Origin of the sequence: Cytobacillus sp. NCCP-133, assembly GCF_026011715.1 — a bacterium.
Lineage (GTDB): Bacteria > Bacillota > Bacilli > Bacillales > Cytobacillaceae > Cytobacillus.
This window is the reverse complement of the sequence record NZ_BRVM01000007.1, coordinates 75855-100416: the sequence shown is the minus strand read 5'-3', so window position 1 is coordinate 100416 and position 24562 is coordinate 75855. Positions and strand designations below refer to the sequence as shown.

Genomic DNA, 24562 nt, shown 5'->3' with positions numbered 1-24562 from the left:
AATGAAAGCCAGTGGTATTAATGGTAAAATGGGATAAAAAGACTAAGTGGTGATCGATAATGAGAAATAAATACTTAGTAATATATGAAGAGCTGGCTAAGCAAATCCAGGAGGGCAAGTATCCTGCCAGATCCATTCTGCCTTCAGAAAATGAATTGACCGAAATGTACTCGACTTCGAGAGAAACCATACGAAAGGCCTTGAATTTGCTTGCTCAAAATGGATTTATCCAAAAAATCCGCGGCAAAGGTTCGCTGGTTTTAGATTTGAAGAAGCTGCAGTTCCCCATTTCAGGCTTGGTCAGCTTCAAGGAATTGGCTGGAAAAATGGGGCAGCGGGCGGAAACAATTGTCGATGAATTTTCCTTAATTCAGCCTGACGCTGAAAAAATGAAGCATCTTCATATAGATAAAAATGAAAAAATGTGGAAGGTCTATCGTGTGCGAAAAATAGAGGATGAACGAATTATATTAGACAAAGATTATCTTATTGAAAAATATGTCCCTGGTTTAACTAAAGAAATATGCCAAAGCTCTATTTTTGCTTACATTGAAGGAGAGCTGGGCAAAAAAATCAGCTTTGCCAAAAAAGAATTCACAGTCGAGGACCCGACAGCAGAGGATCGAAAGCTGCTGGATATGGAAGGTTTTCATGCAATAGTAGTTGTGAAAAACTATATCTATTTTGACGATGCCACACTTTTTCAATACACAGAATCCAGACACAGGCCTGATAAATTCAGGTTTGTCAATTTTGCGAGAAGAATGGACAGCGAGGTTTTTTAAGAATAAAAAGGTATTTTACGTTTAATAAAGTCCCTTAAGGGAAATCTCCTTATGTGAAGATTTTTTTCAAAGGAGATGTTCTATATGAGTAAAAAAATCGCATGCTTAATTACCGATATGTTTGAAGATGCGGAATACACTGATCCTGCCCAATCCTTTAAGGAAGCAGGGCATGAAGTGGTTACGATTGAGAAGGAACAAGGCAAATCTGTGAAAGGCAAACAGGGTAAAGCTACAGTTCAAATCGATGAAAGCATTGATCATGTGAAACCGCAGGACTTTGATGCTTTATTCCTGCCAGGCGGCTTTTCCCCGGACCAGCTTCGTGCTGATGATCGATTTGTACAGTTTGCCAAATCTTTCATGGACGAAAAGAAACCGGTATTTGCCATTTGCCACGGACCACAGCTGCTTCTGACAGCAAAAACCCTTGAAGGTCGCAAAGCGACTGGCTACAAATCCATCAAAGTCGATATGGAATACGCTGGAGCGAATTATGAAGATAAAGAAGTTGTCGTGTGTCAAAACCAGCTCGTTACTAGCCGCCAGCCGGATGATATCCCCGCATTTAGTCGTGAAGCTTTAAAATTATTATAATGAATGTAATCAAATCCCTCTGCATGTGGTGGCAGAGGGATTTTTTAACTTCTAGAAGTGTCTAGCCCAAGCGCCTATCACCGGTAAGCAAGGCAGTCTATATTAAGCAAAAAAGCAGCCATAATCTTGGCTGCTTTCCATTACTTTTTCCTCAAATTCCCTAATTCTTCTACCAAAGCCTGCATTTCATTTGGGCTAAAGGAATCTTTTTTCATAACTAGGTCATAGATGTCTTTTAATTCTTCATACATTTCCTCATCGAAATGGGATGGCTTTATAGCTCCCAAATTTAGTACCTTTAATTTTTCTTTAATTCCTTCGATCATGAACTCCACATTTGCAATCGATTTTTCGGATAAATTATTCATGCCGGACACCTCTCCTGTTATGTATCTAAAAACGATTTTAAGCTTTACACTTTAGTGTTGATCTTCCGCTGTAAGCACTCGCCTTCCGCTTTTCTATTCATCTTTCCATGTTATCAGTTAAATGTCAACTGAATTTAGGGTTGCATGACCCATGGAAATTAGTAGAAAATATAGGGGAGGCATATAATACTTGGCAATATGAATTTATTTACAGATGAGATAGGTTTCGCTTTTTGAAAAAAAGGGAAAAAAGAATCAAATTTTATATAATAATTTTGGTAAAGGAGAAATAAAATATGGGGAAATCATTGTTTTGGAAAGGTGTATTGTATGGAGCGATTGCAGGAGGGGCATTGAGCCTATTGGACAGGCCGACAAGAGAAACGGTAAGTGCAAACGTCAAAAAAACATCAAGTGATGTGGGCTACTATTTAAAGCATCCAAAGGAAGCTGTTACTCAGGTACAGGAAGTATCCAATAAAGTTCGGACAGCTATAGAGCAAGTCAGTGAGGATGTTGCTTTTATCACGGGAACTGTGGAAGACCTAAAAGAGATGGCACCAGAGGTAACAGAAATTGTCCAGAATACAAAGCAGGCATTTGCTGACATCAAGCCGAACGGATCAGGCGGTATGCCAAATGAATCTGATGAAGAAACGGTTCGGGTTCCGCATTAAAATTCAAGTGAGGTGTTGGAATGGGACGAGCTATTTCGACTCTGATTCCAAACTTATGGAGGAGAGTGGAGGAAGATGATGTATTGGGTCTTGCTGCCCAATTGGCGTATTTCTTCCTGCTCTCTCTTTTTCCTTTATTAATTTTTTTAGTGACATTGCTTCCTTATCTGCCGATTACAACAGAAGACATTCTAAATGTTATTCGCGATTTTGCCCCGGGCGAGACGATGAAACTGATTGAAACAAATATTTATGAAATGACGCAGAAAAATGGGAAGCTGTTATCCTTCGGGATTATCGCAACTATTTGGTCTGCTTCAAATGGCATTAACGCCGTAGTTCGTGCTTTTAATAAGGCATATGATGTAAAAGAGAGCAGGCCGTTCATAATAGCCCGAGGCATGGCCATACTGCTGACCTTTGCCATGATATTTGTGTTTGTGCTGGCTTTGCTTCTCCCTGTATTCGGAAGGCAAATCGGCCTGTTTTTATTTTCTCACTTTGGGTTGTCCGGTCAATTCCTGGCCGTATGGAGCATGCTGCGCTGGCTTGTCAGCCCGCTCATCCTGTTTATTGTGTTTACTGGTCTTTATTGGATTGCACCCAATAAGAAGCTGACCTGTATCAGTGCGGTGCCAGGAGCGATTTTTGCTACAGTCGGATGGGTGCTGTCTTCACTCGCTTTTTCTTACTATGTCAGCAGCTTTGGAAATTTCTCCGCTACATATGGAAGCATCGGGGCGATTATTGTCCTGATGATCTGGTTTTACATTTCAGGCATTATCATTATTCTTGGCGGGGAAATCAATGCCATCAATGCGAAGTACAAAAAAGAGGATTGCTGACAAAATTCCTGCAGTTTCCTTCTTAAAAAAGCTTCTCTAGCTGCACAATATAGATGGGGGAATTATTTTTTAAAAGGAGGCTTCATCATGACAAAACATACAAAAAAAGATGGCGGCACCAAACAAAAGGGCAAAAACAAACCAAAACAAAAAACATCGGGTTCTGCTAACGGACAGAACGGCTATCACTAAAAAGAAAAAGCCTGGGATTAAATTCCTAGGCTTTTCTCATGATCTTAACAGTCTTAAGCTATTTAAAATAACTAATATGGTCGATCCCTCATGTCCGATGACACCATAAGGAAGGTCCAGTATTTGCAGGAAGTTGGATGCGATTAAGAACATGATCACTGTAATGGAGAAGATTACATTTTGTTTAATGATTCTATTCATTCGGCTTGAAAGATCAATGGCTTCCGCAATTTTAGGAAGATCATTTTTCATCAGAACCACATCAGCTGTTTCCAGGGCAACATCCGTTCCTTCCCCCATAGCTATCCCGACATTCGCCGTCGCGAGGGCCGGAGCGTCGTTAATGCCGTCGCCAACCATTGCAACATTCGTATACTTTTCCTTTAGTTTTTTTAGATGATCAACTTTATTTTCAGGCAAGCACTCAGCAATATAATCATTTACATGGCTTTCACTGGCAATGGCTGTTGCAGTAGTTTGGCTGTCTCCTGTCAGCATAATAGTATAGATCCCCTGCCTTTTCAGCTGATCAATCGCATGCTTCGTTTCCTCGCGAACAACATCCTTTAAGGAAATCAGGCCAATTACTTCATCATTTTTCGCTATAAAAACAACAGTTTTTCCTTCGCTGGCCATTCGGTCTGCAGCTCCGTCTGCAAATGCTTTTGCTTCAGCTTTTCCAACGAAAGCAGCTTTGCCGATTTTCCATTCATCCTGGTTGACTAAGGCTTTAACTCCAAAGCCGGTAACATCTTCAATGCTCTCAGGATGGATAAGTGGATGAGATAGCGTATTTTTCGCATATTTAACAATCGCATTTGCAAGCGGGTGGTTTGAGTGGCTCTCAATGGAAGCTGCTTTCAGCAAAACTTCATCTGTATTATGACCATCCTTAACGACCACATTTGTTACTTCAGGCTTCCCTTTTGTGAGCGTACCTGTTTTATCAAAAGCTATTGCATTTAGGTGGCTTAAGTTTTCAAGGTGCACGCCGCCTTTAAAAAGAATTCCGTGCCTAGCTCCATTTGAAATGGCCGCTAAAGTTGCGGGCATGATGGAAGCCACAAGAGCGCACGGGGACGCGACTACAAGCAGAATCATCGCACGGTAAAAGGTTTCGGTCCAGCTCCACCCTAAAAGGAAGTGAGGAAGGAACATCATGAGCACTACAGCGGCAAGAACAATTTTTACATATGTTCCTTCAAATTTTTCAATAAATAGCTGGGAAGGGGATTTTTCACTTTGTGCTGATTGAACAAGCTCGATAATCTTTTGAAAAAGCGTTTCATTATTTGGTTTTGTAATTTCAACTGTAATGGAGCCATTTAAGTTCACTGTGCCGGCAAACACCTGTTCATCTGCACCTTTGGATACAGGGAGCGATTCACCTGTAATGGCAGCTTCGTCCAAAGATGAATGTCCTTTAACAATGATTCCATCAGAAGGAACTCTTTCACCGGGTTTAACTAAAATGTGGTCTCCAATGGCCAGTTCTGACACATGGACGCGTTCCTTAGTTCCATCTGCTATTCGAAGTGCCTCTTCAGGCTGCATTTCCATAAGAGATGAGATTTCCTTATGGCTTTTATTCATTGTATAAGTTTCAAGTGCGCCACTGACCGCAAAAATGAAAATCAAAATGGCTCCTTCTGTCCAGTAGCCGATAATGGCAGATCCAATTGCTGCAAAAATCATCAGCATCTCAACATTTAGTTCTTTATTTTCAATGGTTTCCTCAATACCTTCTTTTGCCTTTGCAAAACCGCCAATGATAAAAGCAAGCAAATAAGCAGCAATCGATGCGGTTTCCTGATCGCTGCGGTCAAGCAGCCAGCCCGCCAGGATCAGGAAACCGCTGAAAATAGCTGCGGCTAATTCGGCATGCGGTTTTATTTTCTCCAATAAGTTTTGATCATGTGTATTGCTTTTTAGTAAAGCTTTTGCCTCCGTACTCATGCATTCTCCTCCTGAAAATGAATAGTGTTTATGTGAATTTTGAATTTTCCGGTACTTTTCTCAAAAGATCTTATTGAGAAGAATAATCACACTCATTACCCCTAAAAAATGACGAAAGCTGCCACCTTGAAGGTGACAGCATGACAAACCGGTTTCATTTGATAATGCAATAGGCATTATGCAAATATTGTATTCTATTATCTTTATCTTACTATATAATCTATGAATTGAAAAGGTAAACAGTCCATAAGAATTTTGACAATTATTCGTATTTTCCTATGGAAGGGGCAAGGGTTTTGTAGGTGTTATTTTCTTTAAGGGTGTTTAAGATTTCATCCTACAGTGAGGACATGACCTTGCCATCTGGGCTTTGATCGCACTCTGACCATTCAAATTGGCGTTCTCCTCCATTGATCCAACTAAGTTTAATCGCTGAGTTGATTGTAGCGGAAGGCGCTAGACTCCTACGGGAGTAGCGTTCCAAGGGAGACCCCACAGACGCAGAGCGTCGAGGAGGCTCCCGGCAGCCCCGTGGAAAGCGAGTGCCTGAAGTGGAAATCAACGGGCATAGATTTTAGGCTAAAGCAACAATTTATGAGAAAAGAGCCTTAAAAAAAGGATCTCAATACGAGATCCCCTTAAAATGACTGGCTTTTTTCACAAACCGGCTGTTTATTGCCGAAAAGTGTGACAACAAGGAATATAATCAAAAGCATCACACTGATGATATTGAAAAAGCTGATCGATTTGAAAAATTGAATGAACAGGCCGCCGAAATAAGGGCCAATCAGGCTCCCTACACTGAAAGCAACGCCGCAGAGCAAATTCCCGGTTGGGAGCAGGTTTTTCGGCATTAAGTCTGTCATATAGGTGATGCCAAGAGAAAAAGTGGAGCCGACCACCATTCCTGCAATAAACAGGCAGACGGTTAATGCTATCACCGACTCTTCCAGCAAGCTTGCAGCCACAAAGCTGATAAACCCGATAAACAGGACCCCCATTAAAATATTCCGTCTTCCATATTTGTCACTCATGATTCCGAGCGGCAGCTGGAATACAATTCCGCCGATTGCAAATGAAGTCAAAAGAAGAGAAACGTTCGAGACATCCATCCCAATCCGCAGGCCGTATATAGGAAAGCTGGCATTCAATGATGCTTCCAGAAATCCGTAGCCTAATGCCGGCAAAAAGGCAACCCACCCATATTTGGAAGCTTTTGAAAAACGCTTCATCGTTTCCTTGAACGAATTGATTTCAATGGATTGCTCTGGATAGTCATTTTTCAAAGTAAATAAAAACAGCCAGGCAATCAGACATAGGATGGAAGAAATGATAAACGGCAGGGTCTCATTAATTTTAACAAGAGGTGCCATTAAAGGCCCGGCTGCAAAACCTGCACCAAAGAATAAGCCATACAAGGAAATATTGCGGCCGCGCTTATTCTCTGGTGAAAAGGACGTTATCCATGTTTGGGTTCCAAAGTGCAAAGCATGGTCGCCAATTCCAATCAGAAGCCGCAATAGAAACCAAAACCAAAAGGATTTCCAAAGCGGAAAAAGAATGAGCGAAAGGACTACTAAAAGCCCGCCCAGAATAATCACCGGTTTATAACCGTATTTTCTCAATGGATATTCCATAAATGGAGAGATTAGCAGAATCCCAATATATAACCCAGTTGCATTCAATCCATTTAAGCTGGAAGAAATGCCGTCACTTTCAAAAATAATGGCGATTAATGGAAGCAGCATTCCCTGGCTGAAGCCTGAAATGGCAACAATGCTGATGAGAATCCAAAAACGCATCGTTTCTTTATTCATAATTAAAACCTCTTTTTCTGAGAGTCACTAAAAAATGGTTCCTAAATGATGGTATCGGGAATAAGGAATCTTGGCAAGTGAAATATAATAGAGATAAAACGAAATGAAGCGGCAAATTAGTTTTGTTTGCTGGTAAAATAGTGTACTCTCTAAATATATATAACGTAAAAGGGGCGAATACCATGGATTTTAAAATGAAAGAAGAAGCAGGGTTTTATACTGAGCTGCCATTTGGGCGTCTTGATGTGGCGGGAGACGAGGAATATGGGTTCAGGCCATTTCAGCTGCTTGTTGCCTCATTGGCCGTGTGCAGCGGAGGAGTTCTTCGCAAAATCATGAAAAAGATGCGAATGGATTTTGAGGATATCCAGATTAAAACGCGTGTGGAAAGAAATCCGGACATTGCAGACCGGGTTGAAAAGGTTCATATCCACTTTTTAATTAAAGGCAACGATTTAAACGAAGCAAAACTCCATAAAGCTCTTGAATTGACGAGGAAAAACTGCTCAATGGTCCGCTCTGTAGAAGGAAGCATTGACGTTATTGAAACATTTGAACTGATCTTATGAAAAAAGGAAGAGGCGCCTCTTCCTTTTTTTCTATCGTTCGATTCTCTTCTGCCATATTCTTTTTTAAATCACTCATCGTTTATTCTCCTTTCAGTTCTGCCATTTTCATCTGCGCGTTCCCGCCTGTTTTTGACAAAAAGGACGTCATGCTAGAACCATTTTATAAGAATCCTGTATAATAAATCCGATAAAAACAATAAGAATTAAGAAGGAATGGGGTGCTCAGGTAAATGAAGTTCCAGGAAGTGAAAACGATCCAAAAACGACTTGAAATAATGGAGGAGCTTTCCCGAAAATTTTTAACAAGGGCTGCAGGGAAGCATGAAGAGGGCCAATTCCCCTATGAGAATATCAAAGATCTGAAAGAGGCTGGATATACTTCTTTAACCATTCCAAAGCGAAATGGAGGAGAAGGACTTTCTCTATATGAATTTATTCGCCTGCAGGAAAAAATGGCAGAAGGTGATGGATCTACCGCTTTATCTATTGGCTGGCATATGGGCATTATGAAGAGTCTTGGCGAGAAAAACAGCTGGAAGGAATCAATCTATAAAAACCTTTGTGAAAAAGTAAAGAATGGGGCATTAATGAACAACTGTGCTACAGAACCTCAAACGGGCAGTCCGACAAGAGGTGGGAAACCTGTTACAAGTGCAGTAAGAGATGGACATAACTGGGTCCTCAATGGGCGGAAAACGTTTACGACAATGGCTCCTGTTCTTGATTACTTTAACGTGAGCGCTACGATTGCGGATAATGGCCAAATTGGGAATTTCCTGATACCCCGAACTGCAGAAGGAGTGGAGATTGAAGAAACCTGGGATAGTATAGCGATGAGAGGCACAGGGAGCCATGATCTAATTTTGAAAAACGCAAGGGTAAAAGAAGAGGCCCTTGTTGAGATTTTTGAGCCTGGACAAAAAGGAGCTGCCGGGTGGCTGCTTCATATCCCTGCGTGTTATCTCGGCATTGCACAGGCGGCCCAAACCTACGCGATTGATTTTGCAAAAAAGTATTCACCTAATAGCATTAATGGAGCCATCATTGATTTGCCAAATGTCCAGCAAAAAATCGGTGAGATGGAATTGGAGCTGATGAGAGCGCGCCATTTTCTGTATTCCGTTGCAAAACAATGGGATGAAGCAGATGAGCTGGCGAGAAGCATCATGCAGCCGGAATTGGGTGCGGTTAAGTTTGCTGTTACAAATGCAGCAATTTCCGTTGTGGATTTAGCCATGAGGGTAGTCGGTGCCAGAAGCCTTTCTGAAAAAAATCCGCTGCAGCGCTACTACCGGGATGTCCGTGCAGGTCTTCATAATCCGCCAATGGATGATATGACAATCCAAGTGCTGGCTAAACATGCCATCGAATAAGAAGAGATAAGCTGCTGTCTGAAAACGGCAGCTTTTTCTATGGATAATTATAGAAAATAAGCAAATCATTTTTAATGTATAGGTTTAATTTATTTGAAAAAGGTTAATGAAGAAGAACAGTTTCTACATATTTAATTAGAAATATCAGAATATAACTACATATGAAAATAATTGAAGGTTAAACATAATAAAAAGGAGAAGATCATATGACAAATAAAATCTTCATGGTGCTGGCTTTTTCTGGGGTACCCTTGTCAGTTATTGGTACGCTGATGCATTGGTCCAATATACTGCTGTTTATTATCTATTGCATCACCATTATTGCGCTGGCCAGCTATATGGGAAGGGCGACTGAAAGTCTTGCAATTGTAGCAGGACCCCGAATTGGGGGATTGCTTAATGCTACATTTGGAAACGCCGTGGAACTAATTATCTCAATTTTTGCTTTAAAAGCCGGTCTTATCAGTGTTGTCCTTGCCTCATTAACAGGTTCCGTGCTGGGAAACTTGCTCTTGGTTGCAGGATTATCTTTCTTTATTGGAGGAGTGAAATTTAAGACCCAATCCTTCAATGTATATGATGCCAGGCATAATTCCGGTCTTCTCATGTTCGGAGTGATCGTTGCCTTTGTCATTCCGGAAGTGTTTGCGATGACAATGGACGAAGCGAAAACCATTACCTTCAGTATTGGCATCTCTGTCATATTGATTGCCTTATACTTAGCAGCCTTATTCTTCAAGCTCGTGACGCATCGAGGTGTGTATCAGCATAAAGAGGAAAGTGCCAGCCATCATGAGGATGAAGAACCGGAATGGAGCAAGGGAAAAGCGATTGCTGTTCTTGCCATCTCGACAATTGCTGTTGCTTATGTATCTGAAAATCTTGTCCATACCTTTGAAGCAGTTGGGGAAGCATTTGGATGGACGGAGCTATTCATTGGTGTTGTAATCGTAGCGATTGTCGGGAATGCAGCAGAACATGCATCTGCAATTATTATGGCTTTTAAAAATAAAATGGATATTGCAGTCGAAATCGCCATTGGCTCTACTTTGCAAGTTGCGATGTTTGTAGCGCCAGTATTGGTGTTGATTTCTTTAATTTTTCCAACAGCGATGCCTTTGGTCTTTACATTGCCTGAATTAATTTCAATGGTTACTGCAGTATTACTGATGATTGTCATCTCAAATGACGGAGAAACAAACTGGTTTGAAGGTGCAACATTGCTGGCTGCTTATGTGATCATGGGAATAGGCTTCTATCTACTTTAATTAAAATATGAAATTCTAATTAAAATATAATATCCCGTTAAACAAACAAACCGGCTCTGAAATAATCTCAGAGCCGGTTTTTATATTTGGTATTTAAGTACTTTTTTCATAAGGGTATATGTTTTTAGAGGATTTGGATTCTGTTCGCTTTAAGGCATTGATCACCAACCTTCATGTTGAGTTTTGATCACTTAACCTAACTTGCTGATGACTTAACAAAAAACGGGTTCATCCTCCTTTATGATAAAGTGGCTGACTTCATCTGCCCTCCTTTTCTTGAGAGTAAGTTAATAATAACACATTATTTGATATTTGTAAATATTCTGATTTTTACAAAATTATTACAAATGAAAAATATTACTGCAATAAAGCTATTCAATGCAGGGCTTATTTATTTATGAACCGCTGGATAATATCCCTTTTCTCTGAAAAAACTATGAACAAACCTAAAAAGCTTGTGAGTTGAAAGGAGTAAGACACATGAAAAAATACGTTAGCATTCTTTTTTTAGGCCTTATCTTAATGCTGTCATTCCATCCGGCTGCCCATGGGCAACAAGGGGCTGAAAAACCTGCAAAACAGCCGCAGAAATCAATCGCCATTCCGAATTCGGTGCTGAATGTCACAAAAGAAAATACCTATCCAAATCCAACACAGGATATGCCAACCCTTCAGCCTAGCGAATTGGCACAGCAGCTGATAGACTCCTCGAAGGTGAAAATTGAAAATCCGGAATTAATCCGGATGCTAAATGAAACATCGGTCAGCAGCACTCCGTTCGCAATCGGGTACAGGGCAATCGTCTATTTGGGACAATGGCCGCTTAACTACGAGTCATCTGAAACCTCTCCAAACTGGGAATATCAAAAGATTAACACGAATTATTTTGATAATCGCGGAGGAAAAGCGCCATACCAGATTCACTATGTGCAGGAAGCACAAAAGGTTGTCCGCGGCGGGCTAACTGCAAAGGTGCCTAATGCTGAAGATGTAAAAAAAATGATGCTTCTGAAAGCAATGGAAAAATCGGGACTTCCTCTCGCTTTTGAGACGATTGTTGGTGCAGGGACAAAAAAGGATCATATTTATAATATCCCTTCAAAACGATTAGGCTATCTTTACGGATATGCCCCGGCTATTAATGAAAAAGGAAAAGTAACATATGGGGAAGTTTATTTAATGCTCAAAGGCAACAAAAGAAGTATTGTGATTAAAAATGTGACTTCACAGGGAATAGGCGCATGGATTCCGATTCAGGACCATGTCACATTCGGGTTTTTAGTTTCAGAACGCCCAAGATAGAAAGGCGAATTTGCCGTACAATAAAGAAGTCAGCCAGCCCCTAAGGCTGGCTGACTTCTTTTAAATATTTGAAGACAGCTTCTTAAAATCAGCGTCCTTGTAGTAGCTGTTTTTTACAAGCACATTTGGTCCAAGGCACCGTACCCCTGCACAATGGCAATTCAATGAATCAGCCAATTGAGTTTCCGACCACTTCTTATAGATTTCTTCAAGCTGATCGCTTTTAATATTTCCAAGTGGCGGGGTATCGCCAAAGTCAGTGACAATCACATCGCCTGTGAAAATATTGACATTTAAGCGTGAGCGGCCATCAGGATCGTTTCTGACGGTTACATTTTTAGAATTATGCAATCTTTTTAAAAGCTGCAAATCAGCTTCATTACTGCTGCATGCGTAGAATGGAAGGGTGCCGAAAAGCATCCAGGTTTCTTCCTTTCTTATATCCAATAGGTGATGGATCGCCGATCTCATTTCTTCAAGAGACAGTGTTTCCAAGGAAGAAGCAAAATCTGAAGGGTACATCGGGTGGACCTCATGGCGCTGGCACTTCATTTCTTCCGTAATTTGTTTATGTATTTTTTTTAGATGGGGCAAGGTCCTTTTATTCAGCATGGTTTCAGCAGAGACCATGACCCCAGCCTTAACGAGTTCCCGGCTATTCGCGATCATCCGCTTAAAAAGTTTTTGTCGGTGTTCGATTGCAGGCTTTCTCTCCATCATGGCGAATCCGCCTTCAAGAAAATCTTCTTCTGTTCCCCAATTATGTGAAATATGAAGAACATCCAAATATGGAATAATCTCTTCGTAACGGTTTAATTCCAGGGTTAAATTCGAATTGATCTGGGTTCTGACACCCCTGCTGCGGGCGTAGCGCATCAGAGGCACGACATACTTTTCCACTGACTTTTTGGATAGCATGGGTTCACCGCCCGTTATGCTTAAGGATCTCAAATGTGGAATCTCTTCCATCCTTTGCAACATAAGCTCAATTGGCAAAGCATCAGGATCCTTTGGCTGTAAGGTATAGCCCACTGCGCAATGTTCGCAGCGCATATTGCATAAAACCGTAGTCGTAAATTCAATATTTGATAATAGCATTTTTCCATGCTCGTCTATGTCAAGATAAGCTTCCCATGGATCATGCTCCGGTGTAATGGGTGAAAGGTTAGTAATCATAGAATTCTCCTTTTAAACTAAGTCCTTTGTCATTATTTAATCTTTATGCTTCATTGTCAATCGATAGATTGGACTAAAAATGGACTTGGAAAGTTTATTTCTTTTATGTGCGGGAATTAAAACAATAACAAACGAACATTAAATTAAAAGAGGAGGATTCACTATGGAACAGAATACTGCTTATAATACAGCAAACACAACAAATGCGATGGGCTCAAACTATGAACAGGATATGAATGCAATGGATACAGGCAATGGGCAAAACAGCAAGCTGATGAAAGGAATTGTTCTTGGCGGAATCATTGGAGGCGCATTAGCAATGCTTGATACACAAACAAGAACAAAAGTAAAAACTAAAGCGATGGATCTAAAAGATACTTCAGCTAACTTAATTTCCGAAGTAAAAGAGAATCCTGGCGACGTGAAGGAAAATGTAATTAACCAGTTTAAAAACGCTTCAAACACTTTAAAGGATGCAATTAAAGACGCTCAAAACCTATATCAGCGTGTCAATGAGGATGTTTTTGGCAACATGGATATGGTAAAAGAAGTGTCAAACGAAGCCATGTCAACAGCTAAGGAAGCAAAAAGTGAATTGGCTGAAATCGGATCTAAAGTGAAAGAAGCAGGATCAGAGCTAATGGATAACCCTGTGGAAAACAGCGGGACCTCCCCTAACTCTGGCTCAAATTCGGGCTTCTCTTCAGGCCAGACTACAGGTTCAATGAACAGCACAGATTCTGCCTTCCCAGTTGAACGAGATGAAAGTGCTGTAATCTATAGCCCTGAAACTCAAAAGAACAGCCACAATCTTTAATAAAGAAATAGCAAAATCCTCTGCCGCTTGCAGCAGAGGATTTTTTTGAGAGGATAGGTCAATAATAATGCATTGGTTCCTCTTCCTAATGATGGTTGTTTCATAAATAGAAGAGGGGGGTAATCCTTAACTATAGAGAAAGGACAATCATTGGAGGTTATAAGCTTATGGGTTATAGACGAGGAAAATCATTATCAAGGGATTTGGAAAAGCAGTCTTATGATAGGGAAACGGCGGTTGGAACAAAAGGTATGGTTGTAAGTCCGCATTGGGCCGCAACCGATATTGGCGAAAAGGTACTAAAGGAAGGCGGGAATGCAGTCGATGCAGCAGCAGCCATCCAATTCGCCTTAAATGTCGTGGAACCAATGATGACAGGCATCGGCGGAAGCGGATTTTTAATGGTCTATGATAATAAAAAGAAAGATGTAAAAATATATGATGGACATACAAGAGCTCCAAAGGGTGTGCACCCCGAAATGTTCTTGGACGAGAAAGGAGAAGTAGTTGACTTCCGTAAGCGTTCTACCCATGGGACGGCTGTAGGGATACCGGGAATCCTGAAAGTTATGGATAAAGCTATAAATGAACATGGGTCAAAGACATTAGCTGACTTGATTCAGCCGGCTATCGACGCTGCAGAGAAGGGTTTCAAAGTAAACTGGGTGCTTGAAGAAGCTCTTCAAAACTTTCAATACCGATTGGGCAAGGAGGCAAAAGCCTTTTATTTTCCCGAAGGAAAGTCTCTTAAAGAAGGAGATACGCTTGTAAAGGAACACCTTGCCAAAACGTTCAGGATATTGCAAAAAGAAGGAATATCCGCTTTTTATGAAGGTGAAATTGCAGAGGCGATTGTTTCAAATCTGAAGGAAGAGGGCGGGATTATGACCCTAGAAGATCTGAAAAATTGCAGGCTGACGATTGACGAGCCAATCTGGGGAGATTACAAAGGCTATAAAATTGCTTCATCTGCTCCTCCAAGTGCAGGCGGCTTGACTGTAATCCAGGTTCTAAAGATTCTTGAGACCTTCGATTTAAGCCAATATGATGCACGGTCTTGGGAGAAATACTTTCTGATTACCGAAGCAATGAGATTGGCTTTTTCTGATAAAATTGCTTATTCGGGAGATCCAGAATGTTCCAGTCTCCCCATCGAAGGGCTGCTCCATGATGACTATATCGCTGAGAGAGTAAGAGCTATTAATTTTGAACGGAGAAATGATGCCATAGATTTTGGAAACCCGTGGAAATACCAGGATGGGAAGCCGAATCAGGTCATTCGGCAGCCGGATGATTTAGAGAAAAGCGAAACCACCCATTTCACTGTTGTTGATCAATGGGGCAATATTGCCGCATGTACATCCACGGTTGAACATCCGTTTGGATCCGGGATTATGGTGAAAGGATACGGATTCCTGCTAAACAATGAGCTAACCGATTTTGATGCCAATCCAGGCGGAATTAATGAAGCGCAGCCTGATAAAAGGCCAGTGAGCTGTAAAAGCCCAACAATTTTATTTAAGGATGATAAACCCATTCTCACATTAGGATCCCCAGGAGGCCCTACGATCATCGGTTCCGTTTTTCAGACTATTATTAACATAATTGACCATAAAATGAATTTAAAAGAAGCAATTGAGGAGCCTAGGATTTTTGCCAGCGCAGGCCCGCTCATTGAATGGGAGCCCGGAATCAGCATGGAGGCGAAAGGGGAAATGGAGTCGAAAGGATTTGAATTCGGGGATAAACCAAGCCGCATCGGCAATGTACAGGCCATTCAGATCGACCATGAAAAAGGCCGCCTATATGGGGCAGCGGATTCCAGCCGTGAAGGAAAAGCAGCAGGCATTACAGAAGATCAAATAAAAGTGAGCTGATGCCATTTGGCGTCAGCTTTTCTCTTTGCTTATATTTGAAAGAGTGCTAGAGCTGCTTTTGTTAATACAGAGATATTTCCATCGGTTTCAAGAACTACCGCTTTAACGTCATCTAAGGAAGAGATGCCCTGAGCACGAGCTGTCTGCAATACCTCCACTTCTAATACACGATTCTTCTTTAACGAAGCTTTTATAAACTTTCCTTTATAATATAGCAGGTCAGGATTGGACTTAATTAATTCACTGAATTTGGATGAACGAATCGAAAGCCAGGCAACTATATACTGCAGTCCAATCAGAAGGGCGAATGCAGTCAGCCCCTCAGCAAGGGATACTTTCTTATTAAGAAGAATGGTGGCTAGGGTGGAGCCAAGCGCAACGGTAACAACTAAATCAAAAGCATTCATTTTAGATAATGTGCGTTTTCCTGCTATTCGAAGAAACAGGACAAGAAAAACATAGCTGAGCAATCCTATTAAAAGGACTCGTCCAATATCCTGCCAATTTGAGGAAAACATCTTTATTCCTCCTCTTCATATGATTCCTATTCCTTTAACTAGCGGATGGAAAACCGATGCCATTTTTTTAAAAAGAGATATTGAGCGGGGGAAAGGTGGGTATATTAAATACAAATATGAATTTGCCGAAATATCGAATTTTATGTAGGATGTAGTCGAGACGAAAGGAGAGAACGTTTTGGGCAGTCCGATTCAAGATAAGAATTCACAAGTGATTTTTTTAAAGCAGCGCTTAAATATGTTCCTGGATGTACTGGAAGCCATTGAGCCTGAAGATACAGAACTCGAAGACATTGATCGTTTAATCGAAATGATTGATGACCTCGAATCCAAATGCCGTGAATTCAATAACCGCGATATCTAAAAGAGCCTTATGTGGCTCTTTTTTGCTTTTACCAACTTATACTCAGCAGCACGAAGTTTCCTCTTTAATCCTGTAAACGAGTGCAAGGTGGGTCTTTAAATACTTTTCGGATAGGAGTATAATGGTAGACGATAAATAATAGTGAAATTCATAATAGATTAGATCAATATAGGGAGCAAAGGGAAGGGGACTAGAGCAATGAATATTGACAAATTTCAGGAAAGCATGTATCAGCTGATTGTTGAAACATCCACAAATCTACCGCGCGACGTCCGCCGGGCAATCAAGGCAGCAAAGGAAAAAGAAAGCGCTGGTACGAGAGCGGCAATGAGCTTAGCAACGATTACAAATAACATTAAGATGGCTGACGATAATGTGTCGCCGATTTGCCAGGATACAGGTTTGCCGACATTTAAAATTAAGACACCCGTTGGAGCAAATCAGCTAGTGATGAAGGAAGCAATCAAAAATGCCATTGCACAGGCAACAAAGGACGGAAAACTCCGCCCGAATTCGGTTGATTCCTTGACTGGCGCAAACAGCGGGGACAACCTTGGTTTTGGTACGCCTGTTATGAAATTTGAACAATGGGAAAAAGATTACATTGACGCTCGACTGATTTTAAAAGGCGGCGGCTGTGAAAATAAAAATATCCAGTATAGCCTTCCTTGTGAGCTGGAAGGGCTTGGCCGCGCTGGCCGCGACCTCGATGGCATCCGCAAATGCATCATGCACTCTGTGTATCAGGCACAAGGACAAGGCTGCAGTGCCGGCTTTATTGGAGTTGGCATCGGCGGAGACCGTTCTTCCGGATATGACCTGGCAAAAGAACAGCTATTCCGTTCTGTAGAGGATGTCAATCCTAATGAGGATCTGCGTAAGCTAGAGGATTATGTGATGGAGAATGCCAATGAACTTGGAATCGGAACAATGGGATTTGGCGGGGAAACAACGCTTCTAGGTTGTAAAGTTGGCGTAATGAACCGTATCCCTGCAAGTTTCTTCGTATCAGTTGCCTACAATTGCTGGGCGTTCCGCCGTCTTGGCGTTTCGATCAGCATGGAAACAGGCAAAATCAATGAGTGGATGTACCAGGAAGGCGAACATATCGACTTTGGTGCAACAGAAGCTGAATTAGAAACAGCAGCAGCAGTGGAGACAGAAGAAAAAACCAATATCGTTACATTGCAGGCACCGATTACTGAAGAACAGATCCGCTGCCTGAAGGTAGGAGATGTGGTGCAAATAAACGGCATGATGTATACAGGCCGTGACGCCATCCATCACCATTTGATGGAACATGATGCTCCTGTTGATCTGAACGGGCAGGTTATTTACCACTGTGGCCCGGTTATGATGAAAGACGAGGAAGGCAAGTGGCATGTGAAAGCAGCCGGCCCAACTACAAGTATCCGTGAGGAGCCTTATCAGGGCGATATCATGAAGAAATTCGGCATTCGCGCTGTAATTGGAAAAGGCGGAATGGGACCGAAAACATTGACAGCCCTTCATGAGCATGGCGGGGTTTACCTGAATGCGATCGGCGGTGCAGCTCAATACTATGCAGATTGCATCAAGTCTGTTGAAGGCGTAGACCTAATGGAATTCGGCGTCCCTGAAGCAATGTGGCACTTAAAGGTTGAAGGCTTTACTGCGGTTGTCACAATGGACTCACACGGCAACAGCCTTCATAAAGATGTAGATAAATCGTCGCGTGAAAAATTGGCTCAATTCAAAGAGCGTGTATTTTAATAAACATTCCTAGAGGGACTTTGACAGGTCTCTCTTTTTTGTGCAATTTATTGCCAACCGGGCCTGCGAATGTTTTTATCCCATTCACAAACACTAAGAAAAAAATATTGGAGGAGCTCAGATGAAAAAACTATCCATCGTCCTGAGTCTTATTTTCCTGTTTTTTTCTGGAACAGCTTACGCGAACTATGGTAATTCCCCGATTCATTGGGGGTTTAAAAAAGCAAAGGATGAGGTGCCGGCTGAAGCAGGCAAGCCGCTTGATGCCTTGCTTGAAAGGCATGGCTCGTATTATAAAGGGGATACAAGCAAAAAGGATATTTATTTAACGTTTGATAACGGCTATGAAAACGGCTATACGGGACAAATTTTAGACGTTCTAAAAAAGGAAAACGTTCCTGCGGCCTTTTTTGTAACAGGCCATTATTTGAAAAGTGCCCCAGACCTCGTTAAGAGAATGGCGGCAGAAGGCCATATCATTGGCAATCATTCCTGGCATCATCCGGATATGACAAGAGTGAGTGATGAAAAATTTATAAAAGAGCTTGAGATGGTTCGTGCTGAAACTGAAAATTTGACGGGAATTAAGCAGATGGCATATTTGCGCCCGCCCCGCGGGATTTTTAGCGAGCGGACTTTAGCTCTTGCAAAAAAAGAAGGCTATACCCATGTATTTTGGTCACTGGCTTTTGTTGATTGGAATACAGACCGGCAAAAAGGCTGGCAGTACTCTTATGACAATATTATGCGCCAAATCCATCCGGGCTGTATCCTGCTTTTGCACACTGTTTCCAAGGATAATGCTGATGCATTGGAAAAAGCCATTCAGGATTTGAAGAAGCGCGGCTATAATTTCAAAAGCCTTGATGATTTGACATGGGAACAGGCGCTTGAAGAGCGGATGCTTTACTGATTGGGTCTTGGTTTGGCCGATAAAGATCAGATCTTATTCGATAAAATTAATTAGTCCGTGCGTTAGGTGGAGTTTGGCCGGTAAAAGGAGAAATTTGGCCGGTATTTTTCCCGTATCGGCCGGTAAATTTACAATTTTGGCCGGTAAATGAAAAAATCCTATCAAAATTTAGAAATAGACCCACTTGTCAGGGTCTATTTTCATTTATCATGCGTCATTTTTAGTAATAACCGAACGAAAAATGCTATAATCGGGGAAAATGATAAAGGACGGATTCTTCTTGGAAAAGATGCAAGTAGAAGGACCTTATAATTTTGATCTCGTACTCGAAAGACTATCGATAGATCCGCTTAATCGGGTGGATTCTGACAAAAGGTCGGTAAAGGTGCCGCTTCTGTTGGACGGCACACCAGTTGTGGCGCAAGTGAAAGCCATTGGAACGACTGAAGAGCCTGAATTTTTAATAGAGGGAACAGAGGGGCCATATAAAGAAAAAGCGGCTGAACGATTAACGGAAATTTTTCAATGGCATTTTCCGCTAGAGACAATTCATCAGTACTTCCAAAATACGGATTTAAAGCCTATTTTCGATGAGCACTATGGGACACCGGTCGTTTTGGACTTTGATCCATACGGCTGCCTCCTTAAATGCATCATCCATCAGCAGCTAAATCTTGCTTTTGCCCATACATTGACAGAGCGTTTCGTTAAAACATACGGCTTTCAAGAAGAAGGAGCCTGGTTCTACCCGCTTCCGGAAACAGTGGCGGCACTTACGGTAGAAAATCTTCGAGAGCTGCAGTTCAGCGGACGGAAGGCTGAGTATGTCATTGGCATTGCAAAAGAAGCAGCATCTGGAAATTTGGACTTTAAAGAGCTAAAAAGCCTTACGGATGAAGAGATTTATGATAAACTAATCAAATTGCGCGGTGTCGGACCGTGGACTGTGCAAAATTTCCTGATGTTCGGGCTCGGCAGGCCAAATCTTTTCCCTGTCGCAGACATAGGCATTCAAAATGCCTTAAAGAAACTATATCAATTAGAGGAAAAACCGACTCGAGAGGATATGGAGAAATTCTCGAAGAGCTGGGATCCTTATTTAAGCTATGCATCCCTCTACTTATGGAGAAGCATAGAGTAACTTGGAGTGATGAAGTACCATGAAACAAGAGCAAACAGCTAAATTACAACTAAAGCAGACCTTTCCTCTGACGATTAAGAGGCTTGGCATCAATGGCGAGGGTGTTGGTTATTTTAAACGGCAAGTCGTCTTTGTTCCGGGAGCGCTTCCTGGCGAGGAGATTGTGGCAGAGGCAACGAAGGTTAATCCCAAGTTTTCTGAAGCGAAAATAAAGAAAATCCGCAAAAAATCGGAATACCGCGTCCAGCCGCCATGTCCGGTTTATCACGAATGCGGAGGCTGCCAGCTTCAGCACCTTCGCTATGACCGACAGCTTATGGAAAAGCGGGATATCATTTTCCAAGCTTTGGAGCGTCATACGAAACTGAATCCTGAAAAGCTGAATATAAAAGAAACAATCGGCATGGACGATCCGTGGAACTATCGGAATAAGAGCCAGTTCCAGGTCGGCCAAAAAGATGGAAAGGTCCTTGCAGGATTATATGGCATGAACTCACACCGCTTGATTAACATCGAGCATTGTGCTGTTCAGCATCCGCAAACAACAAAGGCAACAGAAACAGTGAAACGAATTCTTCAGGATTTGAGAATTCCAATCTATAATGAAAGAACCCGAAAAGGGCTTGTTAGAACGATCGTTGCCCGGGTTGGAATTCAGACAGGCGAGCTTCAAATTGTGCTGATTACTACGCAAAAAGAACTTCCCAAGAAGGATATGATCATTGAAAGAATCAAGAGCGAGCTCCCTGAAGTAAAATCAATCATCCAAAATGTAAATGGAGAAAAAACCTCCCTTATTTTTGGTCACGAAACCTTGAATCTTGAGGGCAGCGACTTTATTCAGGAAACGCTTGGAGATCTGCAATTTGAACTATCTGCCCGGACATTTTTTCAGCTGAATCCTGAACAAACAGTGAAGCTTTATAATGAGGTAAAAAGAGCAGCTGCATTGACGGGAAAAGAAAAAGTAGCTGACGCCTATTGCGGAGTCGGAACGATTGGTTTATGGGTGGCAGACCAGGCAGCTGAAATTCGCGGCATGGACATCATTCGCGAATCCATAGAAGATGCGAAGAAAAACGCTGTCCGCCATGGAATAAAGCATGCCAAATATGTGGTCGGCAAAGCAGAAGAATGGCTTCCAAAGTGGACAAAAGAAGGCTGGGAACCAGACGTCATTATTGTCGATCCGCCAAGAACAGGCCTTGATCAGCAGTTATTAAAAACAATTTTAAAAGTACAGCCAAAGAAAGTTGTCTATGTATCCTGCAACCCATCAACATTGGCGAAGGATATTTCTGTCCTTAGCTCGAAATATAAAGTAAAAGGGATCCAGCCTGTGGATATGTTTCCTCAAACAGCGCATGTGGAGAGTGTGACAGAGTTGGTTTTGAAGCAGGCATAAAAACGCTTGGTCTAGTAATGGAAGACAACCTTACTGGACCAGGCATTTTTTTATAGTTCACCGTATATTTAACAATCCTCTATTTACGAAGTTATTAATAATCTCAGCCATCTCCTTAGGGGTTTTATCCATCCTGTTTTCGAGCCAATGCTTAATGACATATATACTTCCACTTACAACAAACATACTTATGTACTCTAACGTTTCTGGTTCAAGGTGTTTGTCGGTAATCCAATTTTTGAATATGAATTCCTTCGTGATCATCATGCCTTTTTTTTGAAAGTGAATATCGCTATTCTCGCTTAACAGTATTTGGCATATGACATTGTTTTCCACTATATATTCTAAAATTCTTTCTGTCATTTGCAAGGCTTCGTCTTCTTTTGAAAAATTATACCGGCTAAGTGTTGCGACCATATTCTCGATAAACTCTTCTTCTATGGAATGGAGCAGATCGTATTGACTCGAATAATGGGAGTAAAATGTTGAACGATTGATATCAGCCTGCTCACAGATTTCTTTTATTGTAATGCTTGAAATTTGTTTTTCTTCCAATAATATGATGAGAGCTTCTTTTAATACCATCCGTGTATATTTTTTGCGTCTATCCAATTTGGCACCCAAATTCCTGATCCTTCCTTCCTATTTCTGTAATTCAATAGATAAACAACAAATCATTATAATCTGTTGTGAACAGAACGTATTCTATCGAACTGTTTGTTGAATAGCCAACACCGTGTTTTATATAATAATAAAGTGAAATGGCGATAGACACAAGAGAGGATGAAACATGATAAATATTGCATCACGGATCATAAAACATAAGAAAGCTGTTTTGATTGCGTTTGTCTGTATTGCGGTAGTCTCAACAGTGGCGCAGTTTTTTGTATCAGTCAATTACAATATGGTCGATTATCTGCCAGATGATGCTCAGTCAACACAGGCGATGGCCATCATGGAAAAGGAGTTTACAGGTTCTGTTCCGGATACAAGAGTCATGATAACGGATGTATCTCTGCAGGAAGCGCTTGAATATAAAGAGAAGCTGTCAGCCATTGACGGCGTATCAGATGTGATGTGGCTCGATGATGTAGTTGATTTAAAGACCCCTCTGGAAGTGGCAGATGAAGAGATGGCAGAAAGCTACTATAAAGATGAAACTGCATTGTTTTCCATCAGTGTCCGTTCAGGGGATGAAGTAAAAATAACCGATGCCATTTATGAATTGATTGGTGAAAATGGTGCGATTGCGGGTGAGGCCATCAATACAGCCAGCTCTCAAAAAATGGCCGGGAAGGAATCGTTGAATGCGGGTCTCTTGTTAGTTCCGATTATTATTTTTATCCTGGTCATCTCTACAACCTCGTGGATAGAACCGGTCTTTTTCCTTACGGCTATCGGTGTTTCCGTCCTAATTAACTTAGGAACGAACATTTTTATAGGGGAGGTTTCTTTCGTCACCCAGTCAGTTGCTCCAATCCTGCAGCTGGCCGTTTCCCTGGATTATGCAGTGTTTTTGCTGCATAGTTTTTCAGATTATCGGAAGACAGCCAATAGTCCTGAAGAAGCCATGCAGCTTGCTATGAAAAAGTCATTCCCGGCAATCACGGCAAGTGCGGCAACAACGTTTTTCGGATTTATTGCTCTAACATTCATGAACTTTGAAATTGGTTCCGATCTTGGGGTCAATCTGGTAAAGGGAATTGTCCTTAGTTTTATCAGTGTCATGGTATTCTTGCCTGCTTTAACACTTTATTTTTACAAATGGATGGATAAAACAAAGCATAAAAGCTTTGTTCCGAGCTTCACGGGCATTGGAAAGAAGGTTGTAAAACTTAAGGCTCCAAGCTTGATCCTTTTGTTCGCCATTCTTATTCCGGCCTTTTTGGCACAGAGCAATACCTCATTTGTTTATGGGATTGGTGAACAGCCGGAAGAGACGCGTGCCGGAAGTGACTTGAAAATGATCGAAGAGGCTTTTGGTGAAACCACGCCCATTGTTCTTTTAGTCCCTAAAGGGGATGTGGCAAAAGAGGCAGAGCTCGTTCAGGAATTAGAAGAGGCTGAATATGTCACAAGTGTCATTGCATATGTAAATAGGGTTGGGTCTGAGATCCCGCCTGAATATTTAGATGAAGCCATTACCGATGAATTCTACTCTGAAAACTACAGTCGGATTATCATCAATACGAATCAGGGAACGGAAGGGGATATTCCCTTTTCGATTGTAGAAAACATAGAAAAAACGGCTTCATATTATTATGGGGATCTGGCACTCAGCTTAGGGGAAAGCGTTACTTTGTATGATATTAAAAACACTGTAACAAAGGATAATATCATTGTGAACGTTTTGACTGTCGTTACGATTGCGATTGTGCTTCTGGTTAGTTTTAAATCGATTTCCATTCCGCTGGTCTTGCTCATCACCATTCAATCAGCTGTCTGGATTAATTTATCAATTCCATATTTTACGAATACCTCGCTGGTGTTTGTAGGGTATTTAATTATCAGTACGGTACAGCTGGCAGCAACGGTGGATTATGCTATTTTATTGACGGAGGCCTACAATCATCATCGAAAAGAAATGCCTGCTGTAAAAGCAATCATGAGAACATTGGATGAAAAGACTTTCTCCATTTCCATATCCGCAGCGATTTTATCCAGTGTCGGCTTTATTTTATGGCTGACATCATCAAATCCGGTTGTATCATCCATCGGCTTATTGCTTGGCCGAGGGGCTCTGCTTGCTTTTGTGATGGTCGTTTTGGTTCTTCCGGCGATGCTATTGGTATTTGATAAGCTCATTAAAAAAACGACCTATCAAGCAAATTTTTATGAGGAGAAATGATG

The 24562-nt window shown here is 41.5% G+C and carries 22 protein-coding genes; 16 read left to right on the top strand and 6 right to left on the bottom strand.

Features of this window, described 5'->3' with window-relative positions:
* Positions 1 to 59: 59 nt before the first annotated feature.
* Positions 60 to 785, top strand: a complete 726-nt coding sequence (treR, locus tag NCCP133_RS10550) for a trehalose operon repressor (RefSeq protein WP_264804919.1) — start codon at positions 60 to 62, stop codon at positions 783 to 785.
* A gap of 84 nt (positions 786 to 869) precedes the next feature.
* Entirely contained in the window at positions 870 to 1382 is a 513-nt protein-coding gene (locus NCCP133_RS10545) for a type 1 glutamine amidotransferase domain-containing protein (protein ID WP_264804917.1), read from the top strand.
* Positions 1383 to 1522: 140 nt separating this feature from the next.
* Here NCCP133_RS10545 and NCCP133_RS10540 read toward each other — a convergent pair whose 3' ends face one another.
* Positions 1523 to 1750, bottom strand: a complete 228-nt coding sequence (locus tag NCCP133_RS10540) for a DUF1128 domain-containing protein (protein WP_264804916.1) — start codon at positions 1748 to 1750, stop codon at positions 1523 to 1525.
* 296 nt (positions 1751 to 2046) lie between these two features.
* On the opposite strand from NCCP133_RS10540, the gene NCCP133_RS10535 reads away from it, so the two are divergent.
* Both NCCP133_RS10535 and NCCP133_RS10530 read left to right on the top strand, forming a co-directional pair.
* Complete coding sequence (locus tag NCCP133_RS10535) at positions 2047 to 2427, top strand: YtxH domain-containing protein (RefSeq protein ID WP_264804915.1); 381 nt, start codon at positions 2047 to 2049, stop codon at positions 2425 to 2427.
* A 20-nt stretch (positions 2428 to 2447) separates the two neighbouring features.
* Positions 2448 to 3272: a YihY/virulence factor BrkB family protein gene (locus NCCP133_RS10530; RefSeq protein WP_264804914.1), complete on the top strand. Its 825-nt coding sequence runs from the start codon at positions 2448 to 2450 to the stop codon at positions 3270 to 3272.
* 228 nt (positions 3273 to 3500) lie between these two features.
* Here NCCP133_RS10530 and NCCP133_RS10525 read toward each other — a convergent pair whose 3' ends face one another.
* Together NCCP133_RS10525 and NCCP133_RS10520 are read right to left on the bottom strand one after the other, a co-directional pair.
* Positions 3501 to 5420 (bottom strand): heavy metal translocating P-type ATPase, encoded by a 1920-nt coding sequence (locus tag NCCP133_RS10525; RefSeq protein WP_264804913.1) that lies wholly within the window; start codon positions 5418 to 5420, stop codon positions 3501 to 3503.
* A 638-nt stretch (positions 5421 to 6058) separates the two neighbouring features.
* Positions 6059 to 7237 carry an MFS transporter gene (locus NCCP133_RS10520; RefSeq protein WP_264804912.1) on the bottom strand — a complete coding sequence of 393 codons (1179 nt, stop codon included), beginning with the start codon at positions 7235 to 7237 and terminating at the stop codon, positions 6059 to 6061.
* 182 nt (positions 7238 to 7419) lie between these two features.
* Between NCCP133_RS10520 and NCCP133_RS10515 the strand changes: the two genes are divergently transcribed.
* The 4 genes from NCCP133_RS10515 to NCCP133_RS10500 all read left to right on the top strand — a co-directional run bounded on the left by NCCP133_RS10515 (position 7420) and on the right by NCCP133_RS10500 (position 11749).
* Positions 7420 to 7806, top strand: coding sequence for an OsmC family protein (locus NCCP133_RS10515; protein WP_264804911.1), 387 nt, complete (start codon positions 7420 to 7422; stop codon positions 7804 to 7806).
* Between the two features lie 230 nt (positions 7807 to 8036).
* Positions 8037 to 9179, top strand: coding sequence for an acyl-CoA dehydrogenase family protein (locus NCCP133_RS10510; RefSeq protein ID WP_264804909.1), 1143 nt, complete (start codon positions 8037 to 8039; stop codon positions 9177 to 9179).
* A 206-nt stretch (positions 9180 to 9385) separates the two neighbouring features.
* Positions 9386 to 10447 carry a calcium/proton exchanger gene (cax, locus tag NCCP133_RS10505; protein WP_264804908.1) on the top strand — a complete coding sequence of 354 codons (1062 nt, stop codon included), beginning with the start codon at positions 9386 to 9388 and terminating at the stop codon, positions 10445 to 10447.
* A gap of 480 nt (positions 10448 to 10927) precedes the next feature.
* Positions 10928 to 11749 (top strand): YfkD famly protein, encoded by an 822-nt coding sequence (locus NCCP133_RS10500; protein WP_264804907.1) that lies wholly within the window; start codon positions 10928 to 10930, stop codon positions 11747 to 11749.
* 60 nt (positions 11750 to 11809) lie between these two features.
* On the opposite strand, the gene yfkAB is transcribed toward NCCP133_RS10500, so the two are convergent.
* Positions 11810 to 12925: a radical SAM/CxCxxxxC motif protein YfkAB gene (gene yfkAB, locus NCCP133_RS10495; protein ID WP_264804906.1), complete on the bottom strand. Its 1116-nt coding sequence runs from the start codon at positions 12923 to 12925 to the stop codon at positions 11810 to 11812.
* 163 nt (positions 12926 to 13088) lie between these two features.
* Between yfkAB and NCCP133_RS10490 the strand changes: the two genes are divergently transcribed.
* Positions 13089 to 13742, top strand: coding sequence for a YtxH domain-containing protein (locus NCCP133_RS10490; protein ID WP_264804905.1), 654 nt, complete (start codon positions 13089 to 13091; stop codon positions 13740 to 13742).
* A gap of 167 nt (positions 13743 to 13909) precedes the next feature.
* Positions 13910 to 15619: a gamma-glutamyltransferase gene (ggt, locus tag NCCP133_RS10485; protein ID WP_264804904.1), complete on the top strand. Its 1710-nt coding sequence runs from the start codon at positions 13910 to 13912 to the stop codon at positions 15617 to 15619.
* A gap of 29 nt (positions 15620 to 15648) precedes the next feature.
* On the opposite strand, the gene NCCP133_RS10480 is transcribed toward ggt, so the two are convergent.
* Entirely contained in the window at positions 15649 to 16137 is a 489-nt protein-coding gene (locus NCCP133_RS10480) for a DUF421 domain-containing protein (protein WP_264804903.1), read from the bottom strand.
* Between the two features lie 178 nt (positions 16138 to 16315).
* On the opposite strand from NCCP133_RS10480, the gene NCCP133_RS10475 reads away from it, so the two are divergent.
* From NCCP133_RS10475 to rlmD, 5 genes are all read left to right on the top strand, one after another.
* Positions 16316 to 16501, top strand: coding sequence for an SE1561 family protein (locus tag NCCP133_RS10475; RefSeq protein ID WP_264804902.1), 186 nt, complete (start codon positions 16316 to 16318; stop codon positions 16499 to 16501).
* A gap of 198 nt (positions 16502 to 16699) precedes the next feature.
* Entirely contained in the window at positions 16700 to 18253 is a 1554-nt protein-coding gene (locus NCCP133_RS10470; RefSeq protein WP_309298056.1) for a fumarate hydratase, read from the top strand.
* A gap of 121 nt (positions 18254 to 18374) precedes the next feature.
* On the top strand, positions 18375 to 19166 hold the full coding sequence (pdaA, locus tag NCCP133_RS10465) for a delta-lactam-biosynthetic de-N-acetylase (RefSeq protein ID WP_264804901.1): 792 nt from the start codon (positions 18375 to 18377) through the stop codon (positions 19164 to 19166).
* Positions 19167 to 19455: 289 nt separating this feature from the next.
* The gene (locus NCCP133_RS10460) at positions 19456 to 20307 is read left to right on the top strand and encodes a DNA-3-methyladenine glycosylase family protein (protein ID WP_264805011.1); all 852 of its coding nucleotides are present in this window, start codon (positions 19456 to 19458) and stop codon (positions 20305 to 20307) included.
* A gap of 19 nt (positions 20308 to 20326) precedes the next feature.
* Positions 20327 to 21712 carry a 23S rRNA (uracil(1939)-C(5))-methyltransferase RlmD gene (gene rlmD / locus NCCP133_RS10455; protein ID WP_264804900.1) on the top strand — a complete coding sequence of 462 codons (1386 nt, stop codon included), beginning with the start codon at positions 20327 to 20329 and terminating at the stop codon, positions 21710 to 21712.
* Between the two features lie 57 nt (positions 21713 to 21769).
* On the opposite strand, the gene NCCP133_RS10450 is transcribed toward rlmD, so the two are convergent.
* Positions 21770 to 22336 (bottom strand): TetR/AcrR family transcriptional regulator, encoded by a 567-nt coding sequence (locus tag NCCP133_RS10450; RefSeq protein ID WP_264804898.1) that lies wholly within the window; start codon positions 22334 to 22336, stop codon positions 21770 to 21772.
* 166 nt (positions 22337 to 22502) lie between these two features.
* Between NCCP133_RS10450 and NCCP133_RS10445 the strand changes: the two genes are divergently transcribed.
* Positions 22503 to 24560 (top strand): efflux RND transporter permease subunit, encoded by a 2058-nt coding sequence (locus NCCP133_RS10445; RefSeq protein ID WP_264804897.1) that lies wholly within the window; start codon positions 22503 to 22505, stop codon positions 24558 to 24560.
* Positions 24561 to 24562: the final 2 nt, after the last annotated feature.

Coding starts and splice junctions, on each gene's coding strand:
- treR (WP_264804919.1), top strand. CDS start 60: ATGAGAAATAAATACTTAGTAATATATGAAGAGCTGGCTAAGCAAATC.
- NCCP133_RS10545 (WP_264804917.1), top strand. CDS start 870: ATGAGTAAAAAAATCGCATGCTTAATTACCGATATGTTTGAAGATGCG.
- NCCP133_RS10540 (WP_264804916.1), bottom strand. CDS start 1,750: ATGAATAATTTATCCGAAAAATCGATTGCAAATGTGGAGTTCATGATC.
- NCCP133_RS10535 (WP_264804915.1), top strand. CDS start 2,047: ATGGGGAAATCATTGTTTTGGAAAGGTGTATTGTATGGAGCGATTGCA.
- NCCP133_RS10530 (WP_264804914.1), top strand. CDS start 2,448: ATGGGACGAGCTATTTCGACTCTGATTCCAAACTTATGGAGGAGAGTG.
- NCCP133_RS10525 (WP_264804913.1), bottom strand. CDS start 5,420: ATGAGTACGGAGGCAAAAGCTTTACTAAAAAGCAATACACATGATCAA.
- NCCP133_RS10520 (WP_264804912.1), bottom strand. CDS start 7,237: ATGAATAAAGAAACGATGCGTTTTTGGATTCTCATCAGCATTGTTGCC.
- NCCP133_RS10515 (WP_264804911.1), top strand. CDS start 7,420: ATGGATTTTAAAATGAAAGAAGAAGCAGGGTTTTATACTGAGCTGCCA.
- NCCP133_RS10510 (WP_264804909.1), top strand. CDS start 8,037: ATGAAGTTCCAGGAAGTGAAAACGATCCAAAAACGACTTGAAATAATG.
- cax (WP_264804908.1), top strand. CDS start 9,386: ATGACAAATAAAATCTTCATGGTGCTGGCTTTTTCTGGGGTACCCTTG.
- NCCP133_RS10500 (WP_264804907.1), top strand. CDS start 10,928: ATGAAAAAATACGTTAGCATTCTTTTTTTAGGCCTTATCTTAATGCTG.
- yfkAB (WP_264804906.1), bottom strand. CDS start 12,925: ATGATTACTAACCTTTCACCCATTACACCGGAGCATGATCCATGGGAA.
- NCCP133_RS10490 (WP_264804905.1), top strand. CDS start 13,089: ATGGAACAGAATACTGCTTATAATACAGCAAACACAACAAATGCGATG.
- ggt (WP_264804904.1), top strand. CDS start 13,910: ATGGGTTATAGACGAGGAAAATCATTATCAAGGGATTTGGAAAAGCAG.
- NCCP133_RS10480 (WP_264804903.1), bottom strand. CDS start 16,137: ATGTTTTCCTCAAATTGGCAGGATATTGGACGAGTCCTTTTAATAGGA.
- NCCP133_RS10470 (WP_309298056.1), top strand. CDS start 16,700: ATGAATATTGACAAATTTCAGGAAAGCATGTATCAGCTGATTGTTGAA.
- pdaA (WP_264804901.1), top strand. CDS start 18,375: ATGAAAAAACTATCCATCGTCCTGAGTCTTATTTTCCTGTTTTTTTCT.
- NCCP133_RS10460 (WP_264805011.1), top strand. CDS start 19,456: ATGCAAGTAGAAGGACCTTATAATTTTGATCTCGTACTCGAAAGACTA.
- rlmD (WP_264804900.1), top strand. CDS start 20,327: ATGAAACAAGAGCAAACAGCTAAATTACAACTAAAGCAGACCTTTCCT.
- NCCP133_RS10445 (WP_264804897.1), top strand. CDS start 22,503: ATGATAAATATTGCATCACGGATCATAAAACATAAGAAAGCTGTTTTG.